This window comes from Dehalobacter restrictus DSM 9455 (assembly GCF_000512895.1).
Taxonomy (GTDB): domain Bacteria; phylum Bacillota; class Desulfitobacteriia; order Desulfitobacteriales; family Syntrophobotulaceae; genus Dehalobacter; species Dehalobacter restrictus.
In genome coordinates, this window is the sequence record NZ_CP007033.1 from 1186195 (window position 1) to 1206979 (window position 20785).

At 45.6% G+C, this 20785-nt stretch carries 22 protein-coding genes; 21 read left to right on the forward strand and 1 reads right to left on the reverse strand.

The window, feature by feature from the left end; all coding sequences use genetic code 11:
• Nucleotides 1-316 precede the first annotated feature (316 nt).
• The 11 genes from DEHRE_RS05690 (at nucleotide 317) to DEHRE_RS05740 (ending at nucleotide 10583) form a co-directional block, all read left to right on the forward strand.
• Nucleotides 317-1561, forward strand: a complete 1245-nt coding sequence (locus DEHRE_RS05690; RefSeq protein WP_019226693.1) for a competence/damage-inducible protein A — start codon at nucleotides 317-319, stop codon at nucleotides 1559-1561.
• Between the two features lie 133 nt (nucleotides 1562-1694).
• On the forward strand, nucleotides 1695-2735 hold the full coding sequence (gene recA / locus DEHRE_RS05695) for a recombinase RecA (protein ID WP_019226692.1): 1041 nt from the start codon (nucleotides 1695-1697) through the stop codon (nucleotides 2733-2735).
• Nucleotides 2725-3255: a regulatory protein RecX gene (locus tag DEHRE_RS05700; protein WP_019226691.1), complete on the forward strand. Its 531-nt coding sequence runs from the start codon at nucleotides 2725-2727 to the stop codon at nucleotides 3253-3255. The genes recA and DEHRE_RS05700 overlap by 11 nt, the downstream gene beginning before the upstream one ends.
• A 249-nt stretch (nucleotides 3256-3504) precedes the next feature.
• A complete protein-coding gene (gene rny, locus DEHRE_RS05705; protein ID WP_176714405.1) occupies nucleotides 3505-5073 on the forward strand; it encodes a ribonuclease Y in 1569 nt (522 codons plus the stop codon).
• 286 nt (nucleotides 5074-5359) lie between these two features.
• Nucleotides 5360-5872, forward strand: a complete 513-nt coding sequence (locus DEHRE_RS05710; protein ID WP_019226690.1) for a hypothetical protein — start codon at nucleotides 5360-5362, stop codon at nucleotides 5870-5872.
• A 33-nt stretch (nucleotides 5873-5905) separates the two neighbouring features.
• Nucleotides 5906-6676: a TIGR00282 family metallophosphoesterase gene (locus DEHRE_RS05715; RefSeq protein ID WP_019226689.1), complete on the forward strand. Its 771-nt coding sequence runs from the start codon at nucleotides 5906-5908 to the stop codon at nucleotides 6674-6676.
• A 152-nt stretch (nucleotides 6677-6828) separates the two neighbouring features.
• Nucleotides 6829-7089 (forward strand): stage V sporulation protein S, encoded by a 261-nt coding sequence (locus DEHRE_RS05720; RefSeq protein WP_015042391.1) that lies wholly within the window; start codon nucleotides 6829-6831, stop codon nucleotides 7087-7089.
• A gap of 190 nt (nucleotides 7090-7279) precedes the next feature.
• Nucleotides 7280-8233, forward strand: coding sequence for a dipeptidase (locus DEHRE_RS05725; RefSeq protein ID WP_019226688.1), 954 nt, complete (start codon nucleotides 7280-7282; stop codon nucleotides 8231-8233).
• 23 nt (nucleotides 8234-8256) lie between these two features.
• Nucleotides 8257-9099: a PHP domain-containing protein gene (locus tag DEHRE_RS05730; RefSeq protein WP_019226687.1), complete on the forward strand. Its 843-nt coding sequence runs from the start codon at nucleotides 8257-8259 to the stop codon at nucleotides 9097-9099.
• On the forward strand, nucleotides 9096-10265 hold the full coding sequence (locus DEHRE_RS05735) for an aminotransferase class I/II-fold pyridoxal phosphate-dependent enzyme (protein ID WP_019226686.1): 1170 nt from the start codon (nucleotides 9096-9098) through the stop codon (nucleotides 10263-10265). The genes DEHRE_RS05730 and DEHRE_RS05735 overlap by 4 nt, the downstream gene beginning before the upstream one ends.
• Nucleotides 10266-10328: 63 nt before the next feature.
• A complete protein-coding gene (locus tag DEHRE_RS05740; RefSeq protein ID WP_015042395.1) occupies nucleotides 10329-10583 on the forward strand; it encodes a hypothetical protein in 255 nt (84 codons plus the stop codon).
• A 132-nt stretch (nucleotides 10584-10715) separates the two neighbouring features.
• On the opposite strand, the gene DEHRE_RS05745 is transcribed toward DEHRE_RS05740, so the two are convergent.
• Nucleotides 10716-11231 (reverse strand): HDOD domain-containing protein, encoded by a 516-nt coding sequence (locus DEHRE_RS05745; protein WP_242837048.1) that lies wholly within the window; start codon nucleotides 11229-11231, stop codon nucleotides 10716-10718.
• 217 nt (nucleotides 11232-11448) lie between these two features.
• Here DEHRE_RS05745 and phoU point away from each other — a divergent pair, with 217 nt between their 5' ends.
• The 10 genes from phoU (at nucleotide 11449) to DEHRE_RS05795 (ending at nucleotide 20471) form a co-directional block, all read left to right on the forward strand.
• Nucleotides 11449-12102, forward strand: coding sequence for a phosphate signaling complex protein PhoU (gene phoU / locus DEHRE_RS05750; protein WP_019226684.1), 654 nt, complete (start codon nucleotides 11449-11451; stop codon nucleotides 12100-12102).
• Nucleotides 12103-12270: 168 nt separating this feature from the next.
• The gene (locus DEHRE_RS05755; RefSeq protein WP_019226683.1) at nucleotides 12271-13494 is read left to right on the forward strand and encodes a hypothetical protein; all 1224 of its coding nucleotides are present in this window, start codon (nucleotides 12271-12273) and stop codon (nucleotides 13492-13494) included.
• 48 nt (nucleotides 13495-13542) lie between these two features.
• The gene (thpR, locus tag DEHRE_RS05760; RefSeq protein ID WP_019226682.1) at nucleotides 13543-14082 is read left to right on the forward strand and encodes an RNA 2',3'-cyclic phosphodiesterase; all 540 of its coding nucleotides are present in this window, start codon (nucleotides 13543-13545) and stop codon (nucleotides 14080-14082) included.
• 46 nt (nucleotides 14083-14128) lie between these two features.
• The gene (locus tag DEHRE_RS05765; protein WP_019226681.1) at nucleotides 14129-14587 is read left to right on the forward strand and encodes an N-acetyltransferase; all 459 of its coding nucleotides are present in this window, start codon (nucleotides 14129-14131) and stop codon (nucleotides 14585-14587) included.
• 8 nt (nucleotides 14588-14595) lie between these two features.
• A complete protein-coding gene (gene rnhA, locus DEHRE_RS05770) occupies nucleotides 14596-15042 on the forward strand; it encodes a ribonuclease HI (RefSeq protein WP_019226680.1) in 447 nt (148 codons plus the stop codon).
• A 239-nt stretch (nucleotides 15043-15281) separates the two neighbouring features.
• Nucleotides 15282-16556, forward strand: a complete 1275-nt coding sequence (locus tag DEHRE_RS05775) for an ATP-grasp domain-containing protein (protein ID WP_019226679.1) — start codon at nucleotides 15282-15284, stop codon at nucleotides 16554-16556.
• Nucleotides 16557-16565: 9 nt separating this feature from the next.
• Nucleotides 16566-16856, forward strand: coding sequence for a hypothetical protein (locus DEHRE_RS05780; RefSeq protein ID WP_019226678.1), 291 nt, complete (start codon nucleotides 16566-16568; stop codon nucleotides 16854-16856).
• A 105-nt stretch (nucleotides 16857-16961) separates the two neighbouring features.
• Nucleotides 16962-17858, forward strand: coding sequence for a succinate--CoA ligase subunit alpha (locus DEHRE_RS05785; RefSeq protein WP_019226677.1), 897 nt, complete (start codon nucleotides 16962-16964; stop codon nucleotides 17856-17858).
• 128 nt (nucleotides 17859-17986) lie between these two features.
• Nucleotides 17987-18868, forward strand: coding sequence for an HpcH/HpaI aldolase/citrate lyase family protein (locus DEHRE_RS05790; RefSeq protein ID WP_019226676.1), 882 nt, complete (start codon nucleotides 17987-17989; stop codon nucleotides 18866-18868).
• 346 nt (nucleotides 18869-19214) lie between these two features.
• Nucleotides 19215-20471: an NAD(P)-dependent malic enzyme gene (locus DEHRE_RS05795; protein ID WP_019226675.1), complete on the forward strand. Its 1257-nt coding sequence runs from the start codon at nucleotides 19215-19217 to the stop codon at nucleotides 20469-20471.
• The last annotated feature ends 314 nt before the right edge of the window (nucleotides 20472-20785 follow it).

Consider the following 20785-nt stretch of genomic DNA (forward strand, 5'->3'; position numbering starts at 1 on the left):
AACTGTTCCGGTTTTGAATTTACCTGTTTAGTTGCCGGCGTAACAGCTAAGGGTGTCAACGGCTGCGATGATCTAGTTAAGTATCTAGGGTTGGTCTGGGTGTCACAATTCCGCTTACGGCAGATAGCGCCCTCCCTGGCGCTAACAGCCGCGCTCCGCATCCATGCTCCGCTTGACGCTGGAACTTGTGGCACCCAGACCTAATATGGGGTAATCAGGCTTGAATGAAATTATTTGAGCCATGAATTGAGAGGTAACAAAGTTCGGGGATAAGATTCTCCCGCGGTGAGATAATGACTGAGGGAGTGTGAAAAAAATGAAGGCCGAAATTATTTCCACGGGAACAGAATTACTGCTCGGAAAAACGCTGAATACGAGTGCCCATTATCTTACAGGACAACTTTCGGATCTCGGGATAGAAGTCCTCTACCATACGACGGTAGGAGACAACAAAGAACGGCTGACCGAAACACTAAAGAATGCGCTGCAGCGTTCCGGACTTGTGCTTGTCAGCGGAGGGCTTGGACCAACGGTAGATGACCTATCCAAAGAAATTGCTGCTGAAGTCTTAGGCCTGAAAATGAGCTATGATCCTGAAAGCATGCAGTCGCTGACGCAGTTTTATATCAATGACCGGATGCCACCAAGTACGGAAAAACAGGCTTATTTTCCGGAAGGTTCGATCCTGCTGCCGAACGATAAAGGAACTGCACAGGGGGCCCTTATCTGCAAAAATGACCAGTTTTGCGCGATCCTTCCCGGACCTCCTTCCGAAATGGAGGTTATGTTCCAAAAATATTTGCTGCCCAAACTGGAGCAGATCATCCTTCAGGATTCCGGACGGATGCAGGTGCGTATTCTAAAAATATTTGGACTCGGGGAACCGGAACTGGAACGGGAACTAACCGTTCTGATGCAGCGTAAATCCCCGTCTCTCACTTTGCTGGACAGGCATACCTACATGGATGTCAGGCTTACGGTCCGAAGCGGGGATGTCAGTCAGGCTGTCCGGCTCCTGGATCAGACGGAAGCAGAGATCCGCAGCAGGCTTGGGGACGGGGTATTCGGAAGCGGTACGGATACCCAGGCCGGTATAGTTGGAAAACTGCTTCTGAAAAACAACCTGACGCTGGCAACAGCTGAATCCTGTACCGGCGGTCTTCTGGGCGGAAGAATCACCGCCGAAGCCGGAAGCTCGGCGTATTATCTTGGCGGCGTTGTGAGTTATGCGAATTCAGCCAAAGAGACTTTGCTCGGGGTGAAAAGCAGCAGTCTGCTGCAGGAAGGTGCGGTCAGTGAACTTGTAGCCGGGGAAATGGCTGAAGGGACGAGGAAGGCCCTCGGCGCAGATCTTGGGATTGCGACGACCGGAGTTGCGGGACCCGGAGGCGGAACTGCGGACAAACCCGTCGGTCTGGTCTATATCGCCCTGGCTCATCCGGAAGGTATCGAGATCACTAAAAACCAGTTTGTCGGGAGCAGGGAATCCGTCAGAAATATGATCGTAGAAACTGCCTTGAATATGCTGCGGCTGTATTTGCTTAGGAAATGTAAGCAGTAGATGCTTGCCAAACGAGACAAGACTAACCGCTATGTAAAAATTTTACTTTTAAACGGATTGACAATAGACAGTCAGAAAAAGTATAATAGAAACCGAACATATGTTTTGTATAATCAAGAGGAGGCACGAAAAAATGGCTACTCCAGATAAACTAAAAGCATTGGATATTGCGCTGAGCCAAATTGAAAAGCAGTTTGGCAAGGGAGCGATTATGAAACTCGGCGAAGCTTCGGACAGAATGGCTGTTGAGACGATTTCAACAGGTTCATTGGCACTGGATTTGGCTTTAGGCGTTGGCGGAGTTCCCAGAGGCCGGGTAATAGAGGTATATGGACCGGAGTCTTCGGGGAAAACCACCGTAACGCTGCATATTATTGCTGAAGCACAAAAAACAGGCGGCGTTGCAGCTTTTATTGATGCAGAGCATGCCCTTGACCCAGTATATGCCCGTGCGCTGGGTGTGAATGTCGACGATCTGCTGGTTTCTCAGCCCGACACCGGCGAGCAGGCGCTGGAAATCTGTGAAGCCCTTGTTCGCAGCGGCGCGGTTGATGTCATTGTTATTGACTCGGTGGCGGCACTCGTGCCACGGGCTGAAATCGAAGGGGAGATGGGCGATTCCCATATGGGGCTGCATGCCCGTCTGATGTCCCAGGCGTTGCGCAAACTTACCGGGTGCATCAGTAAAAGCCATACCTGTGTCATCTTTATTAATCAGATCAGGGAGAAAGTCGGCGTGATGTTCGGCAACCCGGAGACGACGACCGGGGGACGAGCGCTGAAATTTTATGCTTCAGTCCGGCTGGAAGTCAAAAAGCAGGATGTCATCAAGCAGGGGCAGGAAATCATCGGCAACCGGACCCGCGTAAAGGTCGTCAAAAACAAGGTTGCACCGCCGTTTAACTTTGCTGATTTCGACCTGGTTTATGGCGAAGGGATATCCAGGGAAGGCAGTATTGTCGATATGGGATCGGAAACAGGTGTCCTTATGAAATCGGGCGCCTGGTATTCCTACAATGGCGAAAGGCTTGGACAGGGAAGAGAGAATGTCAAGGACTTTCTGCGTCAGCATCCAGATATTGCTGCAGAGATTGAGAGCAAAGTGCGCAATCTGGTTCTGGTCTCGAAAGACAAGACCAAGGGCGCTCAGGACGACAGCATGAATGATGAGTAGAAAGCAGGCCTCATCGAAAAAAAGTGTGCTAGGTGCTGCGCTGGATTTCTTGAGCCGCAGGCGGCTGTCTGCCAGCCAGCTTGCCGGCAGACTGGAGGCTAAAGGCTATTCCGCAGAGGAAAATGCTGAAGCTCTCCGAAAGCTAGAAGAATGGAAATATATTGATGACCGGCAATATGCCTTGTCTTATATTAAAAGTAAGGAAACAAGGTTTTCCCGGACCAGAATATGTATTGAACTGCAAAAAGCTGGTCTGGACGATCGGATGATCTCTTGCGTCATGGATGAATACTTTCCCGAGCAGCAGGAGGTTGAAAACTGCCTGCTGCTTGGCCGTAAAATGTTTGAGCAGGAGTATAGGAAATACCAGAAAAAATCCCTAAACGATCAAAACAGAAGTATCCCTCCAAAAGAGTTATACTTAAGGAAAAAGGTCGGGGACAAGCTTTTAGCGAAGGGCTATCAATTGGATATAGTCAAAAAAGTACTTGGAGAGATTATTATTTTCGATAATCTGTAAGTATTTAGTATACTTTGTTATCCCACCAACTTGACATTATTTGCACATTTCATTAAACTAATATTAAATGGATCTGTTTCTAGTAAATTTTTAACCTTTCAAGGTTTTCTCTTATATTAAACTGAACATCTCAGCTGCACCGGGTATCGGTGTAGCTATATTTAAGGGAAAAATAATCGAACGAGGGTTATAGATTTTACGGAACTGGTCTGACCAGTTTTTTGTTATTTTTACGAAATATTTAATACTATAATTAAAGGAGGTGAAGCTTTGGAAATATCAGGCTTAATTGCAGTTGTTATTGTACTCGCCGGATTGGCGATTGGCAGTCTGATCGGCTGGTTCATACGCAAATCATCTGCGGAAAAAATGATTGGATCTGCTGAAATAGAAGCAAAAAGGCTTTTAAAGAATGCTGAGGCAGAAGCTGAAGCCAAAAAAAGGGAAAAAATCGTTGCAGCTAAAGAAGAGGTTATGCAGCTTCGCAATGATATTGAAAAAGAGACCAGAGAAAGACGTAGCGAGATCCAACGTATGGAAAGACGCAATCTTCAGAAGGAAGAAACCCTTGAAAGAAAAACCGAAGCTCTGGAACGTAAGGAAGAAAATTTACATCGCAGAGAATCAGACGTTGAAAAACAAAAACTTGATTTAAATGAACTCCTGGCTAAACAGGTAGCTGAGCTGGAGAGGCTTTCCGGTCTGACTCCTGAAGAAGCCAAACAATTGCTGCTAAAAAGTGTCGAGGAAGAAGTACGTTACGAATCGGCAATCATGATTAAGGAATATGAGACCCGGACAAAAGAAGAAGCTGAAAAACGCGCTAAAGATATTATTTCTTTGGCTATACATCGTTGTGCGGCAGACCATGTCGTTGAAAGCACAGTTTCAGTGGTTGCCCTGCCGAACGATGAAATGAAAGGCCGTATCATTGGCCGAGAGGGCCGGAATATCAGAGCTCTTGAGACTTTAACGGGCATTGATTTGATTATTGACGATACGCCTGAGGCCGTTATTCTGTCAGGATTTGATCCGATCAGAAGAGAAGTTGCCAGAGTCGCTCTGGAAAAACTGATTTTGGACGGACGTATTCATCCGGCCAGAATTGAAGAGATGGTTGAAAAGGCGCAGAAGGAAGTTGACCAGAAAATCAGGGAAGAAGGGGAACAGGCAACCTTCGAAACCGGGGTTCACGGTATACATCCAGAACTGATTAGACTGCTTGGCCGGCTGCGTTTCAGAACCAGTTACGGACAAAATGTTTTGAGACACTCTATCGAGGTATCCCATCTGGCCGGGTTAATGGCTTCCGAACTTGGTGTTGATGTCCAGACCGCAAAACGCGCCGGACTTTTGCATGACATCGGCAAAGCCGTTGACCATGATACCGAAGGCACGCATGTCGAGATTGGCGTTGATCTCTGCAAAAAGTACAAGGAATCATGGGATATCATTCACGCGATTGAGGCCCATCACGGCGACACTGAACCCAAGACAATTGTCGCAGTACTTGTTGCCGCTGCAGATGCGGTATCAGCTGCCAGACCTGGTGCCAGACGCGAAACTTTGGAATCCTACATTAAAAGGCTTCAGAAGCTTGAGGAAATTGCCGAGACATTTGAAGGCGTTGAAAAATCCTACGCGATTCAGGCCGGCAGAGAGATTCGCATTATTGTGAATCCGGAGAAGATTGATGATGCACTTGCACCAAGGTTCGCGCATGATATTGCAAAGAGAATTGAAGAAGAACTGGAATACCCCGGACAGATCAAGGTTGTCGTAATGCGGGAGACCCGCGCAGTAGATTACGCGAAGTAATCTGTCGCAACGTCGGTGCCACAGAGATACCATGCGTATAAGATGATGATGATGTTAAGATTTTGATACGTTACGTATAACAAAGCAGGTGTTAGGCCTGCTTTGTTTATGTATCAGAAAGTTAAGTACTCTCTGAACCAGCCAAATTTTCTTTATATTGGTATGTTGGGACAAAATAGGTTATAATTGCTAGGGCACACCGGGAAGGACTTCGCGTCTCCTTGAAGAATTACTATATGTTTTGGAGAAAGCTCTACTATTTCACATTCGGGAAAGGATTATCAAGATGGCCGCTTCAGAAGTCATAACTGCTGAATCAAATTATCTGAATTACAGTACGGGATTACTTGTTTCTATTTTGCTGTGCTATCCGGAAGTTGTAACGATCAGCTGCAATCAGGAGCAGCAGACCATGATACTTAAATTCCTGGTCGTCAAGGAGTGCGGCTTTGAAGCGCTTCAGAATAAACTTCGGCAGGCCTTGGAATTGTTTCATCAGATTGAAGGTCGGAAAATTCAGCTTTTAAGTATTGAAAAATTTGAACAGGAACTGAACCTGATTGTGATCAGCAGAGATTTAAGCAGTATTACCCACACCGAAATCAACCTCATAGTAGAAATCATGAAAAGCGAGCTTGGCGCTAAGCTGATTACTGATGAATGCAGCCTGCCTGAAGAAGAGATCATACTGCAGGAAGAAATCATTAATCATATGATGGCAGCTGTACGTTCTAACGGAACAGAAAAAAACATTACAGCGGTACGGGAAGACGGCAGAGTACTTGTTTTCAATGGTTGAACCAAGGGGTTAGTGCAAGTAAAGGAGTACCTTATGCAGATTCTTTTTATCGGTGATATCGTCGGCAGACCGGGAAGAGAAGCGGTGGCTGCTTTTCTTCCCGAACTCCAGAAAGAGCATAAACTTGATCTGGTGATTGCCAATGCTGAAAATGCCTCAGGCGGGCGGGGACTTACCAAAGAAGTCGCCTATGAGTTATATGATTACGGAATCCACTTTTTGACGATGGGCAACCATGTCTGGGACCAAAAGGAAATTATAAAGTTTATTGATGATGAAACCAAGCTGATCCGGCCTGCCAATTACCCGAAAGGGGCACCGGGAAAAGGCTATGGTTTTGTTATTCGCAACGGAATAAAGACGGGGATTATCAATTTATCAGGCAGAATCTTCCTGCCTCCGTTGGAAAACCCTTTTACGATGGTCAATCAAATTATCAATATGATGGCTGTGGAGACCCCGGTGATCATTGTCGATTTTCATGCCGAGGCGACCTCGGAAAAAGTTGCGCTTGGCTGGTTTCTTAACGGCAAAGTAAGTGCAGTTCTTGGTACACATACCCATATCCAGACTGCGGATGCCAGGGTACTGGACCAGGGCACGGCATATATTACAGATGTTGGAATGACCGGCCCGCGTGATTCGGTCTTGGGAGTCAAAAAAGAGATCATTATTAATAATTTTCTGACGCAGATGCCGGCGAGATTTGAAGTGGCCGACGGGGTGAACCAGCTGAATGCTGTGGTGCTTCAAATAGATGAAAAAACCGGCAAAACACAGCGTATTATTCCTATCCAAAAATAGACATCCTGCACCAAATAAGGTGCAGGATTTTTCACACAGAAAATACCAAATCAGACATTTCTAAAAAGAGGATTTTTTTACTATTACGCGAATAGTATATAGCATCAAAGTGGAAATACATGTAAAAAGGATCGATTGGGAGGTATTAGATAATGGATGTGTTAAAAGTCTCAGCAAAATCAAGTCCTAATTCAGTAGCTGGAGCGTTAGCAGGAGTACTTAGGGAAAAAGGCGGAGCTGAATTGCAGGCAATTGGCGCAGGCGCATTAAACCAGGCAGTAAAGGCAGTTGCTATTGCCAGAGGTTTCGTTGCTCCGAGTGGTCTTGACCTGGTTTGTATTCCGGCTTTCACCGATATCCTGATTGAAGGAGAAGAGAGGACTGCGATCAAACTGATTGTCGAACCCAGATAAACCCAATGATTCTAAACCTGCCTGCTTGGGGGCGGGTTTTTTTAATATATCAGAAAGTATTTGTACTTTCTGATTTAGCTAAGTGCAACTAAGGCAGTCGCTAAAGGATTGGTATCAGTCAAGCTTTCCAAATAAGTAGCCTTCTGCCCGATTATCCTTTAGAATACAAATAAAGGAGCAAAATTTGACCATGAAAAATATATGGATTGCCGACGGTCATTGCGACAGCATTGGAGATTATGCTGCCGGAAAAAGAAATTTGAAAGAAACAGCAAAATTTGGACACTGGGATTTGACTAGGGCAAAACAGGCCAATCTCGGTCTGCAGTTTCTGGCTGCCTATATTGAAAGTGAATACAAACCGTTTCAGGCGGCCTGGAGGGGACTGGAATTACTCGAAGCCGCACTTAGGTTCATTGATCATAATTCCAGTGAGGTATTTTTAGTAAGAACCCAAGAAGACGCAGCCCAGTTAGGCCGGACCAATAAGCTGGGCCTGCTTATCAATATTGAGGGCGGAGAAATTCTTGGCGAAAACATTTTTATGCTTGATCTGATTTTCAGGCTCGGAGTCAGAAGCATTGGCCTTACCTGGAATGAAAGGAATGCGATCGGCAACGGCGTCGGGGAAAGCGAAGGAAGCGGCGGTTTATCTAGTTTTGGCTTTCAGGTAATCGAAAGAATGAATCAGCTTGGGATGGTAATCGACGTCTCCCACCTAAATGAGGCAGGTTTTTGGGATGTGCTGCGGCATTCTGAACGTCCGGTCATCGCTTCCCATTCCTGTGCCAAAGCGTTATGCGGCCATCGCCGGAACTTGACTGACCACCAGCTGCGTGCGCTAGGAGACAAGAAAGGTCTGGTTGGGGTCAATTTCTGTGAGGATTTCCTGAGTGATACCGGAAAAGCAACTATAGATGATGTTGTCCGGCACATTTGCCACATCGCAGAAGTAGCGGGAGTCGATGCCGTTGGCTTCGGATCGGATTTTGACGGAATTGAGACGACGCCGGAAGGGCTGGAAAATGTCGGTACATTCCCGTATCTAGTGGAAAAATTGTCTCAGTGTGGTTTTAATCAGAACGAAATAGCCAGAATATGTTATGGGAATTATGTCAGGTTTTTGAGCGATGTCTTAATGTGAAAATTCTTAGAGGTAAACATATCATGAAATACCAGACAAGATTTGAGGCCGACCTGCATTGTCATACGACTGCTTCAGACGGGATCCTTACACCGGAAGAAGTCGTTAAGTCTGCGGCAGAAGTCGGATTGAAAGCTTTGGCCATCACGGACCATGATAGCATCAATGGCTGGGCGGAGGCAGAACAGGCTGCAGCTGAGACGGGGATCTGTCTGGTTAAAGGCATAGAGATCAACACCGACTGGGTGGGCAAGGAAGTCCATATCCTCGGGTATGAGTTACAAGAGGGCAATGAGGTTCTTCATACCAGGTTGCAGGAACTGCGGGAAAAAAGAGTGCAAAGAATAAGAAAGATCCTTCAGAAGCTGGAACAGCTCGGAATCACCCTGACCTTTGAGGAAGTAAGTCAGTTTGTCAATGGGGATTCTGTCGGCCGGCCCCATGTGGCTCAGGCCATGATCAGGCATGGGGATGCCGCCAATCTGAAAGACGCTTTCGAGAGATTTTTAAAGATAGGAAGGCCGGCTTACGTTCCCAGGTATAAGCTTGACCCTGTGGAAGCTATTGCAATTATAAGAGAAGCCGGAGGCGTAGCCGTGCTTGCGCATCCGGGCAGCCAATGTACGGAACCCGAGATTGCCGCATGGGTCGACTCCGGGCTGCAGGGGATTGAAGTCTATCATCCCGACCACGGTGTGGAGGAACGAAATTACTTTAAAGCATTGGCAGAAAGAAAGAGCCTTCTGATTACAGGCGGATCTGATTTTCATGGTCATGCGATTAAGCCTGGCATAAAATTAGGCTCTTGGGGAGTTGGTATGGAGGCCATTCAACAAATTGAGCAGCTGAGGAGGAAGATGACATGAAGCTCGCAGTAAGAATGGGAAGTCTGCAAACATCCATTTTTTCACAATTGGCGTCGTTGAAAGAAGAGCTTAAACGTGAAGGCAAAGCGCTCGTTGATCTAAGTGTAGGAAGCCCTGATTTGCCTCCGTCTCTGGAGATCAGAAAAATAATTAGTGAGCAGAGCCTCGATGAAAAGGCGTATGGGTATACACTGACCAGAGGAATTCCGGAGTTCCGGGAAGCTTGCTCATTATGGTATAAAAGAAGATTTAACGTCGATATTGATCCTGCGACGGAAGTGCTTCCGGTCATGGGCTCCCAGGACGGTCTAACGCATATTTTCTGGGCGTTTATTGATAAAGGCGACGCTGCTTTCATCCCTGATCCTGGTTATCCGATTTATTCAGACGGATTGGCGCTGGTCGAAGGTGAAAAGGTTGTACTGCCGTTATTGGAAACGAACGATTTTCTGCCGGACCTCAATCGGATCCCCCCCCAGACCGCTGACCGGGCTAAACTGATGGTCCTTAACTATCCTAATAATCCAACCGCTGCTGTTGCACAGGAGACTTTCTTTAATGAAGTCGTCAGGTTTGCCTCCAAACATGAAATTGTGGTTTGTCATGATGCTGCCTATACAGAACTGGCTTTTGACGGCTACAGGCCATCAAGCTTTCTACAGGCCAAAGGAGCAAAGGACGTAGGGGTAGAGTTTCATTCCCTTTCCAAGTCGTATAATATGGCCGGAGTGAGACTTGGCTTTGTGGTAGGCAATAAAGAAGTCATCAGAGCACTGGAAACTATCAAATCCAATATTGACTATGGGAGTTTTCAGCCTGTATTGAAGGCCGGAGTTGCTGTCTTAAGCGGCGGTGATCAGACCATCCTCGCCAATCAGCAGACTTATAAAAACAGAAGGGATATCTGGGTCGACGGATGTGCCAGAGCCGGCTGGAAGATGAACAGGCCCAAAGGATCCATGTTCGTCTGGGCCCCGGTGCCCACGAAGCAGGATTCGTTATCCTTTGCGTTTGAATTGGCCAGCGAGGCTGGCGTTCTTGTCGTGCCGGGCATTGCCTTTGGCCGGTATGGCGAGGGATATGTCAGGGTTGGGCTGGTTCAGGATGAGACGAAGCTTCAGGAAGCGGTTCAGCGGGTTGGAACTTTTTTAGCCGGGAAGGATTAAAAACAATCTGAAGCGTATAGAATAGCTGTATAAGAATATAATTCTGTTCCGGGAGATGAAAGTTTGAGCACGAATGAGGAAACCGTCCTGTTGACTCATAGAATTATGGAACTGGAAAAACAGCTTGATAATCTGCGTTTAAGCAGGAGAGTCCTCATGGACCTGCTTGAGCAGATTGAAAAGGAAAATAAGATCCTTACGCAAAAGCTTGATCAAAAAAGCAGACATCTTCAGAAATACAAAAAGATAAACCAGCATAAATCGGTTTATTCGCAGGATTTTGAATTATATGAATTTAAGGATTATTTGAAAGAATAAGCAGTATAAAGTCTTTGCTCGGGTTAGTCTCCGTAATGGATGGCCACTTTCGGTAAGTTGCATCTGTAGTTTGTGAAAGCTTGTTTTAATCGTACAAGTTGCTTTGGAATTGCTGTACAGGTAACTTGGAAACTAGTGCCTGTTATCAGCCGAGTGAAGGATTTCTTCCATAGAATTTTGTGGGGTATGGTGGTTATGGATTAAGCGCTGGATTTCGGGAGAGAGTCCTGCCCGGGCAGCCAGTCGTTTCCCCCAAGCAGGATGCTGTGTGTAAATCACCAGCGTCTTGCCGAAAACTGATTTGCTTTGGCGAATGATGTTTTTGATCCGCTCCGGTAAATAATCAAAGACAACAATAAATATTCTCTGCCACAGAAGCAGATGGATCACTGATTTTCCGCAGTCATGGAGAAGCGCACCACTTAATAGGTTATGGTAAACTTCTTTTCCATAACCATTTTCAATAAGACTGCTCTGTTCCTGGATATCCCGAGCGACATCGAGTGCATGCCTTTGCTCTGTAAGGGTCTGCTTCAGAAACAGCTGTCTTTCCCGCTCCGACAGTACGGCATTTAGCCAGGAGTATTCATTCTCATTTACAACCGGGTGCAGCGCACTGCGTAATTGTTTGATCCGATAGAACATCATTCAGTTCCTTTTTATTTTGACTTTAATCTCATTCTTATTCTATTATACCCTTACGATTTATAATTTCTAGTGTCTTAATAAGCTTAGGCATAATCATGGATCGTCCTAGATAGCTTTCTTTATTAAGTAAATTCTATTGTTATCATTTGTACATTAGGTTATGCTATTTTGTATTACATTACACATTTTGCAGAGGAAGTCACACCGGGGGGATACGATGCGCCATAAATTTGAAGCCCAGCTTCAGGAGCTGAAGAAAAAAATAGTAGAGATGAGCGTGTTAGTTGAGAAGGCGCTAGAACAGGCCATGGAAAGCTTGAAGAACAGGGATATGGCTCTGGCGGAAAAGGTCATCCGTGATGACGGCCAGATCAATGATTCTGAGCAGGATATCGAGCTGCTCTGTACCCACCTTGTTGCAACCCAGCAGCCGTTTGCCTCGGATCTCCGCAATATTGTTGCAAGCTATAAAATCATTTCCTCTCTGGAAAGAATGGGCGATCTCTCTGTCGATATTGCCAAAGTATCCTTGCGGATCGGACCAGATCCACTGATCAAGCCGTTGATTGACATGCCGAAAATGGCTGAGATAGCAGTCCAAATGATGCGTACGGCCGTCCAGGCTTTTATCTGTGAAGATGTTGAACTTGCACGGTCTCTGGCTGAGACCGACCACAAAGTGGATCATTACTATAAACTGATTTTTAACGAACTGAATGAGATGATGGCGAAAGACTCGGCAATATCAGGCCAGGCGGTCTACCTGCTTCTAGCGACCCGCTATATCGAAAGAATCGGCGATTACTGTACAAATATCGGGGAAGAAGTTATTTATATGCAATTAGGCGTTAGGGAAAATTTAAACAAATAGACAGAAATATACATGGAATTCTATATTCTATTTTGACCATCTGCTAAAGAACCCGGGCGTTGCCGGGTTAATTTTTTTTATAATTTTATGATTGGAAAGATACCTTGTCATTTCCTGCCTTTATCAAGCGTAATAATAAAAAAACAGCTTGTAAAGGGAGGATTTGACTTGAACATAAAATGGAAGGAATTATGGGATGCTAATCCGGACATTTTCAGTGTATCCGGATGGGAAGAATGTCCAGAAGAAGTCAGGAAAGGTTGGCATCTGCCTTCCCAATTTGATTATTTCAGTGCCGGGGATATCAGCTTCAGAGTTGGAATCATCGCTGCGCAGGGAGTCTACCGGGAGGAAGACTTTCTTTTGGGCGGGATTCTGTGGGGAAGGCATCTAGGAAATGGCAGCAGGACTTTGATTTATTATGTGGCAAAAGAATTTTCTCCTGTATTTTTAGGTGCGGTTTCTCAAATAGGAGGCATGCTGTTTGCCAGGACGGTATTTTGGCGGGAAAAATTAACCCCAAATTTATATGTCCTGGCAGAAAAAGATTACGATAAAGGCTTTTTTCGGTTGGATACAGGAGAGTTGCACCCCGGTTGGGAACACTGGCAAAGAGAATTAAATCCGGTGGCCTGGAATCACCTGACGGTGATCAACCGCTATTTTCAAAGCCTGGCCAAGAGAAGAGTCCGGGCAGTATCCGAAAAGAATAAAATCACCTATTGCTGGGGAAATATTCAAATTGCCGAGTTTAAAAAGAAAGGGAACAAGTTTGAACTGTCTACTAAAGTAAAATGGACCAGGAATAAAAATATTGCTTCCAAATTTCTAAAGTTGGGGTGGGTCGATTTCTCCGGAAATCTTAATGATGAATTTTGCAGAGCCATTAATGGGATACTGGAACTGCTGGAGAATATGGAGATCAATGGCAGCCTTGATTCCAGGGAATTATTAGATCTTAAGATCATCTATGACAGGGAATTTATCCCCCAATATTTTGGAAAGTACCTGGAGGTTCCCTGGTATCCAAAAGACTTCAGTGATTTGATTGAAAGCCGGCAACTGTATTTTTTCCAACGGGATCAATCTATTAGGATGATTAAACCTGTTTTGGAGAAACCATCGCTAAAAGTTGTACAAACGTTGCTGGCATTTTCAGCTTTTGAAAACTATACGAAGCATCACCAAGGTTTCCCGGGATATCCGCAACTGGAGTGGAACCACAAAATATTCCTTTTTTGCGAAGCCGATTACATGGAAGAATTGCGTCTGTGCCAATCCTGGCTGAAGCAGCCCGACAACTATCCATTGATCATTATGCCCAAAGAATGGCGGACGGAGGGCTTTAAAGGAGTAAAAGATAACTTCATTGCATTCGGCATCGATGCATAGTAAGATTGTGGTAAGGAAAAAATGCCACATACGATGGAGCCGTGCTGCATGCGATTATTTATCAGCCTGAATTTTAGTGAACACAGTCTTGACCAATTCGAAAAATGGCAGGATGAACTTAAGGTTAAAGGTCTCCGCGGCTATTGGCGCAGACGTGATAACTTGCACCTGACGCTGCGTTTTTTAGAAGAAGTGGAAGAAAAGGATCTTGATGCTTTGCAACAGACCCTGACGGGTGTTTCGGGACGTATCGGTGAATTTGCGGTTGCTTTTGATTCCCTTGGTGTCTTCCCGAATATCATACAGCCTCGGATACTATGGGCCGGGATAAGAAAAGAACCGAAGCTGATTCAGCTGCAAAAGCAGATCCAGCACGCGACGAGCCAATTTGGAGCACCGCCTGATACCAGGCCTTTTAAACCTCATCTTACTTTAGCGAGCGGCGGCATCAAGGGTATCGACCAAAATATCCTAAATTGGGGCAGTACGCTTGATCTTAAAGAGACTGCCGTCCATTATGCTTTAATGCAAAGCAAAGTGGAGAAAGGCATTCGGCAATACCTGACAGTTGCCCGGTACCGGATCTGATCATTCCATCATTTGTCGGGAAACATGGACAGATAAAGGAGAAAAGATGGTAACCTATAGACATGCAAAGCTAAGCGATGTGGAAGATATTATTAGCCTGATCAATTATTATGCAGAACAGGGACTCATGCTGCCCAGAACCCGAAGTGCGCTGTATGAAGGAATCAGGGAGGTCATTGTAGCGGTAGAGGATGACCGGATCGTCGGAACCGGCGCTTTACATATTACCTGGGACGATCTCGCTGAGATCAGGGCACTGGCGGTTGAGGAAAGCTACAGAGGGAAGGGGTTAGGCCGCAAGATTGTTGAGCTACTTTTGGAAGAGGCCAAGGAGCTCCATTGCCCCAAGGTATTTACCCTGACGTATCAGGTAGATTTCTTCAAACATATGGGATTCGAAATCACCGAAAAGGATTCAATGCCCCATAAGGTCTGGAAAGAATGCATCAATTGTGTTAAGTTTCCTAATTGTGATGAAAATGCCTTGATTCTTTACTTAAAATAGGGGGTTCAATGACTGTAAAAAGTGTAAAAATTTATACGGACGGAGCCTGTTCAGGCAATCCCGGGCCGGGAGGTTGGGCGGCAATCCTGAAGTATGGTGAACATGAAAGAGAGATCAGCGGCTTTGAGGGCAATACAACCAATCAGCGCATGGAGCTGACAGCGGCAGTCCAAGGACTTGCTGCCCTGAAAGAAAGCTGCAGTGTCCAGGTCCACAGTGACAGTGCCTATTTAATTAATGCATTTGAACAAAACTGGCTTTCTCGCTGGCAAAAGAATGGCTGGCAGAGTTCGCAAAAGAAACCGGTTGAGAACCGTGATCTCTGGGTATCGCTTGTGGAACTCACGGCAAAGCATGACGTTGTCTGGGTTAAAGTCAAAGGTCATTCCGGACATCCCGAGAACGAACGATGTGACGAACTTGCCCGCAAAGCGATTGCCGAAGCTTTGGCCTAAATCAAGTTCTAAAAGATTGGTTTTTCCCTAATAAATCATGCAATTCGGCTTATTTAGTCTTGTTTTTGCAAATAATTTCGTTATAATAATTCATAAGGCAAGTTAATAGCGATACATAAGATTACTTTAATAATGAACAAAAATTAAAGGAATAACCATATATTCCTTTAATTTTTTGAGTTTTCTTTCAGTATATACAAGGTACTAGAATCAATATGACGATATGGAAGGGATTATGGATGGCAAAATTTCTAGAGTATCAAGGTAAGGAATGGCTTGCCAAGGCGGGAATACCCGTACCGAAGGGCAGGTCGGCATCTTCTCCGGAAGAAGCACAGCAAGCGGCAGAATGGATTGGCAAGTCCGTAGCTGTCAAAGGTCAGGTCCAGGCAGGAGGACGAGGAAAAGCCGGGATTGTAAAACTGGTCGAAACTCCGTCCGAAGCTTCGGCGGCAGCTGCTGAAATACTGGTAAAGACAGTCAAAGGACTCCCTGTCAGACAGGTTTTAATTGAGGAGAAACTGGCGATCAAAAAAGAATACTATTGTTCATTTGTCATTAACAATGCGAGAGACGCCCGCTGCCCGATGCTGATGTTCAGCTCAGAAGGCGGCATGGATATTGAAAGTGTTCCTGAAGAACTTATTTTTAAGATGAATATTGACCCTATTTTTGGTCTGCAGATTTACGATGCGATCGATTTTTGTGTCCGAGCTGGCATTCCAAATAAAGAATTGAGTAAGTTTGCTTCTTTCCTGACGAAGCTGTCCCAAGTCTACAAAAAGTATGACTGCCAGACACTGGAGATCAATCCGTTTGTCATGACGGAGGATGGAAGCCTGATTTGCGCAGACTGCAAAATGGAGATTGATAACAGTTCTGTGGGCCGACATCCGGAATTCGGCATTAAAATTGCCCGCGATTTGCCTGGTGAAGTCACCGAACTCGATATGATCGGCTGGAGCATTGAAGAAACAGATGCCCGTGGAACCGGCTTTCTGATGAATATGGGTTATGACGAAGTAAGCCCCGGCTATATTGGCTATCATCCGATCGGCGGCGGTTCGGCGATGATGGGACTTGATGCGCTGAATCAGGTAGGACTCAAACCTGCCAACTATGCCGACACGAGCGGCAATCCTGTTGGATCCAAAATCTATCGCGTTGCCAAGAGCGTACTGTCGCAGCCCAATATTGACGGTTATCTTCTTGGTGGTTTTATGATGGCGAATCAGGAGCAATGGCACCATGCCAATGCGATTGTCAAAGTACTGTGGGAAGAGCTTCCGAAGAAGCCCGGCCTGCCTTGCGTTCTGTTACTCTGCGGCAACCGCGAGGATGAATCCATGGAGATTCTGCGCAAGGGTCTGGCAGAGCTTATGACTTCGGACGGAATTGGCAAAAGAATTGAAATATACGGAAAAGAGCATGTCACGGATACGAAGTTTATCGGTCAAAGACTTCTGGCTCTGGCCAAAGAATACAGAGCGGAAAAAGATGCTCAGGGAAAGTAGGAAAATGCCATGCTGGAAATCAAAGAAAAAAGTATTACCATAGGCATCGATACCAACAAGTGTGACACATGTGAAACCAAAGCGTGCGCAGCAGCTTGTAAAAAATATGCCAGAGGGTTACTTCAAATTGTTGACGGGAAACCATCCGTCGAGCATCTGAGCGCAGAGGAAGTTCTCCGGCTTGGAACAGAATGTCTGGCTTGTGAGATCGCCTGCAAGTTCGAAGGGAATAAGGCTTTGACCATCAATATTCCGATTGCGGGTCTTGATGTCTATCTAACCAAACGCGGTTTACAATAGTTCATTTGCATATCAGAAAGTATAAATTACTTTCTGATATATCTAAGTGCAGCTAAGGCTGTCACCAGCCAATTTTCTTTTACAAAATTAAAATGAGGGATAAGAATGGGTATTTTAATCAGTGACCGGTCTAAAGTCATTATCCAGGGAATTACCGGCCGTGAAGGATCTGTAAGAACCAAATACATGAAAGAATATGGCACCAAAGTCATCGGCGGAACCAGCCCAGGGAAAAAAGGGGACGAGGTTCATGGCATCCCCGTCTATAATACGGTTAAGGAAATTGCCAAAGAACACGATGAAATTGACTTTAGCGTCATCTTTGTGCCGGGCAGTGTTCTGAAAACCGCTGTTTTTGAAGCTGCCGACGCGGGTGTCAAAAATGTTATTCCGTGCGTTGAAGGAACACCCATCCATGATATTATGGAAATGGTCGCTTATTGCAAGTTGAGAGGAACCCGCTTAATCGGCCCCGGATCCATTGGCATTCTGACACCGGGAGAAGCAGTTGTTGGCTGGCTTGGTGGCAATGTCGAGTGGGCTAACAAGTTCTTTAAGAAAGGTAATATCGGTGTCTTTTCGCGCAGTGGCGGACAATCAGGGACCATTCCTTGGGTATTAAGAGAAGGTGGTTTCGGCGTAAGTACGGTTGTGCATACCGGAACCGAGCCTATACTTGGAACATCTATGGCTGATTTGCTGCCCTTATTCGAAGCAGATCCTGAAACAAAAGGTGTAGCCGTCTATGCTGAGATCGGCAGCTCTCAGGAAGAGGAATGTGCCGATGTTATTGCGGAAGGCAAATTCACAAAACCTTTCGTAATCTACGTAGCCGGAGCCTGGGCTCCCGAAGGCCAACGTTTTTCCCATGCTTCCAATATTGTCGAACGCGGCCGCGGGTCAGCGAAGAGTAAAATTGAAGCTGTCCTTAAAGCGGGCGGTTTTATCGCTGAAACGCCAATAGATATCCCCATTATTTTGAAGGATAAAATTAAGGAATAATGATTGATTCTTGGTATCGTCCGGTCAGACGAAAATTCCCTCAGTGATTTAATGCATTTTAGAGTTGACAAAGTACTTAGCATTGTTACCCAAAAATCTTAAAGGTAAAAATAGGAGGCATATTCAAAATGGCTGTTATGAGATCGATTCTTTATGTACCGGGAAATAACCCGAAGATGGTTGAGAAAGCGCCAAGCTTTCCTGCTGATATCATCACGCTGGATCTGGAAGATTCCGTACCGCCGGCAGAAAAGGAAAATGCACGCAAAATTATTGCCGAGAATCTGAAATACGCCGGTTCCAATGGTTCCCAGGTTTATGTCAGAATTAACAACTGGGAAACAGAATTAACCAACGATGACCTTGAGGCTGTCGTTTGGGAAGGTCTTCATGGCGTAACGCTTGCCAAGACTGGACATCCAGATGATGTCAAGCGTCTGGACTGGAAGCTCGAAGAGCTGGAGCGCCGACGTGGTCTGGAAGTGGGTTCCGTCAAAATTTCTATGCTACTGGAAACAGCAAAAGGAATCATGAATGCATATGAGTGCTGTATGGCCAGCAAACGTAACGTGAATGCTATTTTTGGCGCTGTAGATTATTGCCGCGACATGCGGATTAAACTAACCTCTGAAGCGAATGAGCAGCTGTGGGGACGCGCCAAAGTCGGTGTTGCCTGCCGTGCAGCCGGTATCGTAGCAATTGACGCACCGTTTGTTGCTTACCAGGATATTCCCGCTTTCGAGAAGAACGTTGCCGATGGCAAACAGATGGGCTATGAAGGTCGTATGATTATTCATCCGGGCCAGGTCGAACCGTCCAACCGTCTGTATGCTCCGGACCCGGCCGATGTAGAATGGGCTAACGGCGTTGTCAAAGTGTTTGAAGAAGAGGGTATTGCCAAAGGAAAAGCAGCCGTATCCTACAACGGAAAAATGGTGGATACTCCCGTATACCTGAATGCCAAAGATATTCTGGCTGCTCAGGCTGAGATTGAAGCGAAAGAAGCTTGAGCTAAGGTTGCTCTAAAGTTTTATATGACTCGCGTGACACAATGTCTGGCTGCCCCTGTAGGGGCGGCCAGACATTGTGAGCTATTTAATCCGCTTCAAATCAATATAACGTATTGATCCCAACATCCGAGGACAATTTCACCGATTCTGATACTTACTTTCAAAAACAAAATGGTTGATTTTTTGTTTTCATTCATGAGATAATTTAACGAAACGCCTTTATAATTTGTTTACATAAGTAATGTGTCAAATAACGACAATGTATTACTTAAAAAAGCATACTGAATAAAAAAGACTTAAGCCAAAAATAAAACGAAAAAAACCACAAAGTGAGAGGAAGATGTGAATGTCCCGGATTAAAAACCTGCGTGAAGAGGCTTTGGCGTTTCACGCTGTAAGGCCTGGTAAACTTGAAGTAAAAGTAACGGTTCCTGCCAATGACAGGGACGATTTGACGCTGGCCTATTCCCCCGGAGTGGCTGATCCTGTGAAAGAAATTGCAAAAGATTTAGCGAATCTCGATGTTTACACCAACCATGCCAACTATGTCTGTATCGTTTCCGATGGAACAGCCATTCTCGGGCTTGGCAACCTCGGTCCAGCAGCGGCTATGCCTGTCATGGAAGGAAAAGCCCTTCTGTTTAAAGCCTTTGCCGACGTTGACGCCTTCCCGATTTGTGTAAATACAAATGATATTGATAAAATTGTTGAGCTTGTCGAGTTAATGGCCCCGACTTTTGGCGGTGTTAACCTTGAGGACATCAAAGCTCCCGAATGTTTTGAAATTGAAGGAAAGTTAAAAGCCCGTAATATTTTCAAAGGACCGATCTTCCATGATGATCAGCATGGAACGGCTGTTGTTACCTTGGCGGGTCTTTTTAATGCGCTGAAAGTCGTCGGCAAGCGTATAGATAAAATCAAAGTCGTAACGAACGGCGCCGGAGCCGCCGGGATTGCAATCATCAAGCTGATGATGAGTATGGGACTGAAAAACGTCATTATGTGCGATACCAAAGGTGCGATCTATAAAGGACGCCCTGAAGGTATGAATAAATATAAGGACGAAATCGCTGAAAAGACAAATTATGAAATGTGCACAGGCAGCCTCAGAGACGCGATCAAGGGTGCGGACGTCTTTATCGGCGTATCAGCTCCAGATTCTATTGACGAAGAGATGATTAAATCCATGGCCAAAGATCCGATCGTCTTTGCTCAGGCCAATCCGATTCCAGAAATCTGGCCGATTGAAAGAGCCATCAATGCCGGCGCTGCTGTCATCTCGACCGGACGTTCCGACGTTATCAATCAGATCAACAACGTTCTGGCTTTCCCGGGCATGTTTCGCGGTGCGATTGATGTCCGCGCAACCGATATCAACGATGCAATGAAAATTGCTGCCGCTCAAGCAATTGCCAACTGCGTTAAACCGGAAGAATTGTGTGCCGACTACATCATCCCAAGTGCTTTTAATCCTGAAGTTGCCGCTGCTGTCGCTGCTGCAACAGCCAAAGCTGCAATGGAATCCGGTATTGCCAGGAATCCGATTGATCCTGCCTTAGTGGCAGAAAATCTGAAGAAGAGACTGGCGAACCAGTATAAATAAGATTGCGGTTTGACGCTTACACCGCATGATATGTTGTCAAGCCTCTCGGCGTTAATCTTCGATATCAAATAATTTCTGGATTTGAAGAGGCTCTATCATAACTTGAGCGGTGCAGCCATGCACAGATCACAGCTCTCCCGTTCCCGCAGCTAAAAAACTCTGCAACAACAGATAAAATTCTATATGGATGTTATATCGGGGAATTTGCATAGTCCTTCTTGTATGCTTCTGATTCCTTACAATTTATTCATAGGCAGAGAGATCTATTATGTTTCTGTCCATATCCTTTAGCCGTAAGGCTTGATGCTGATACC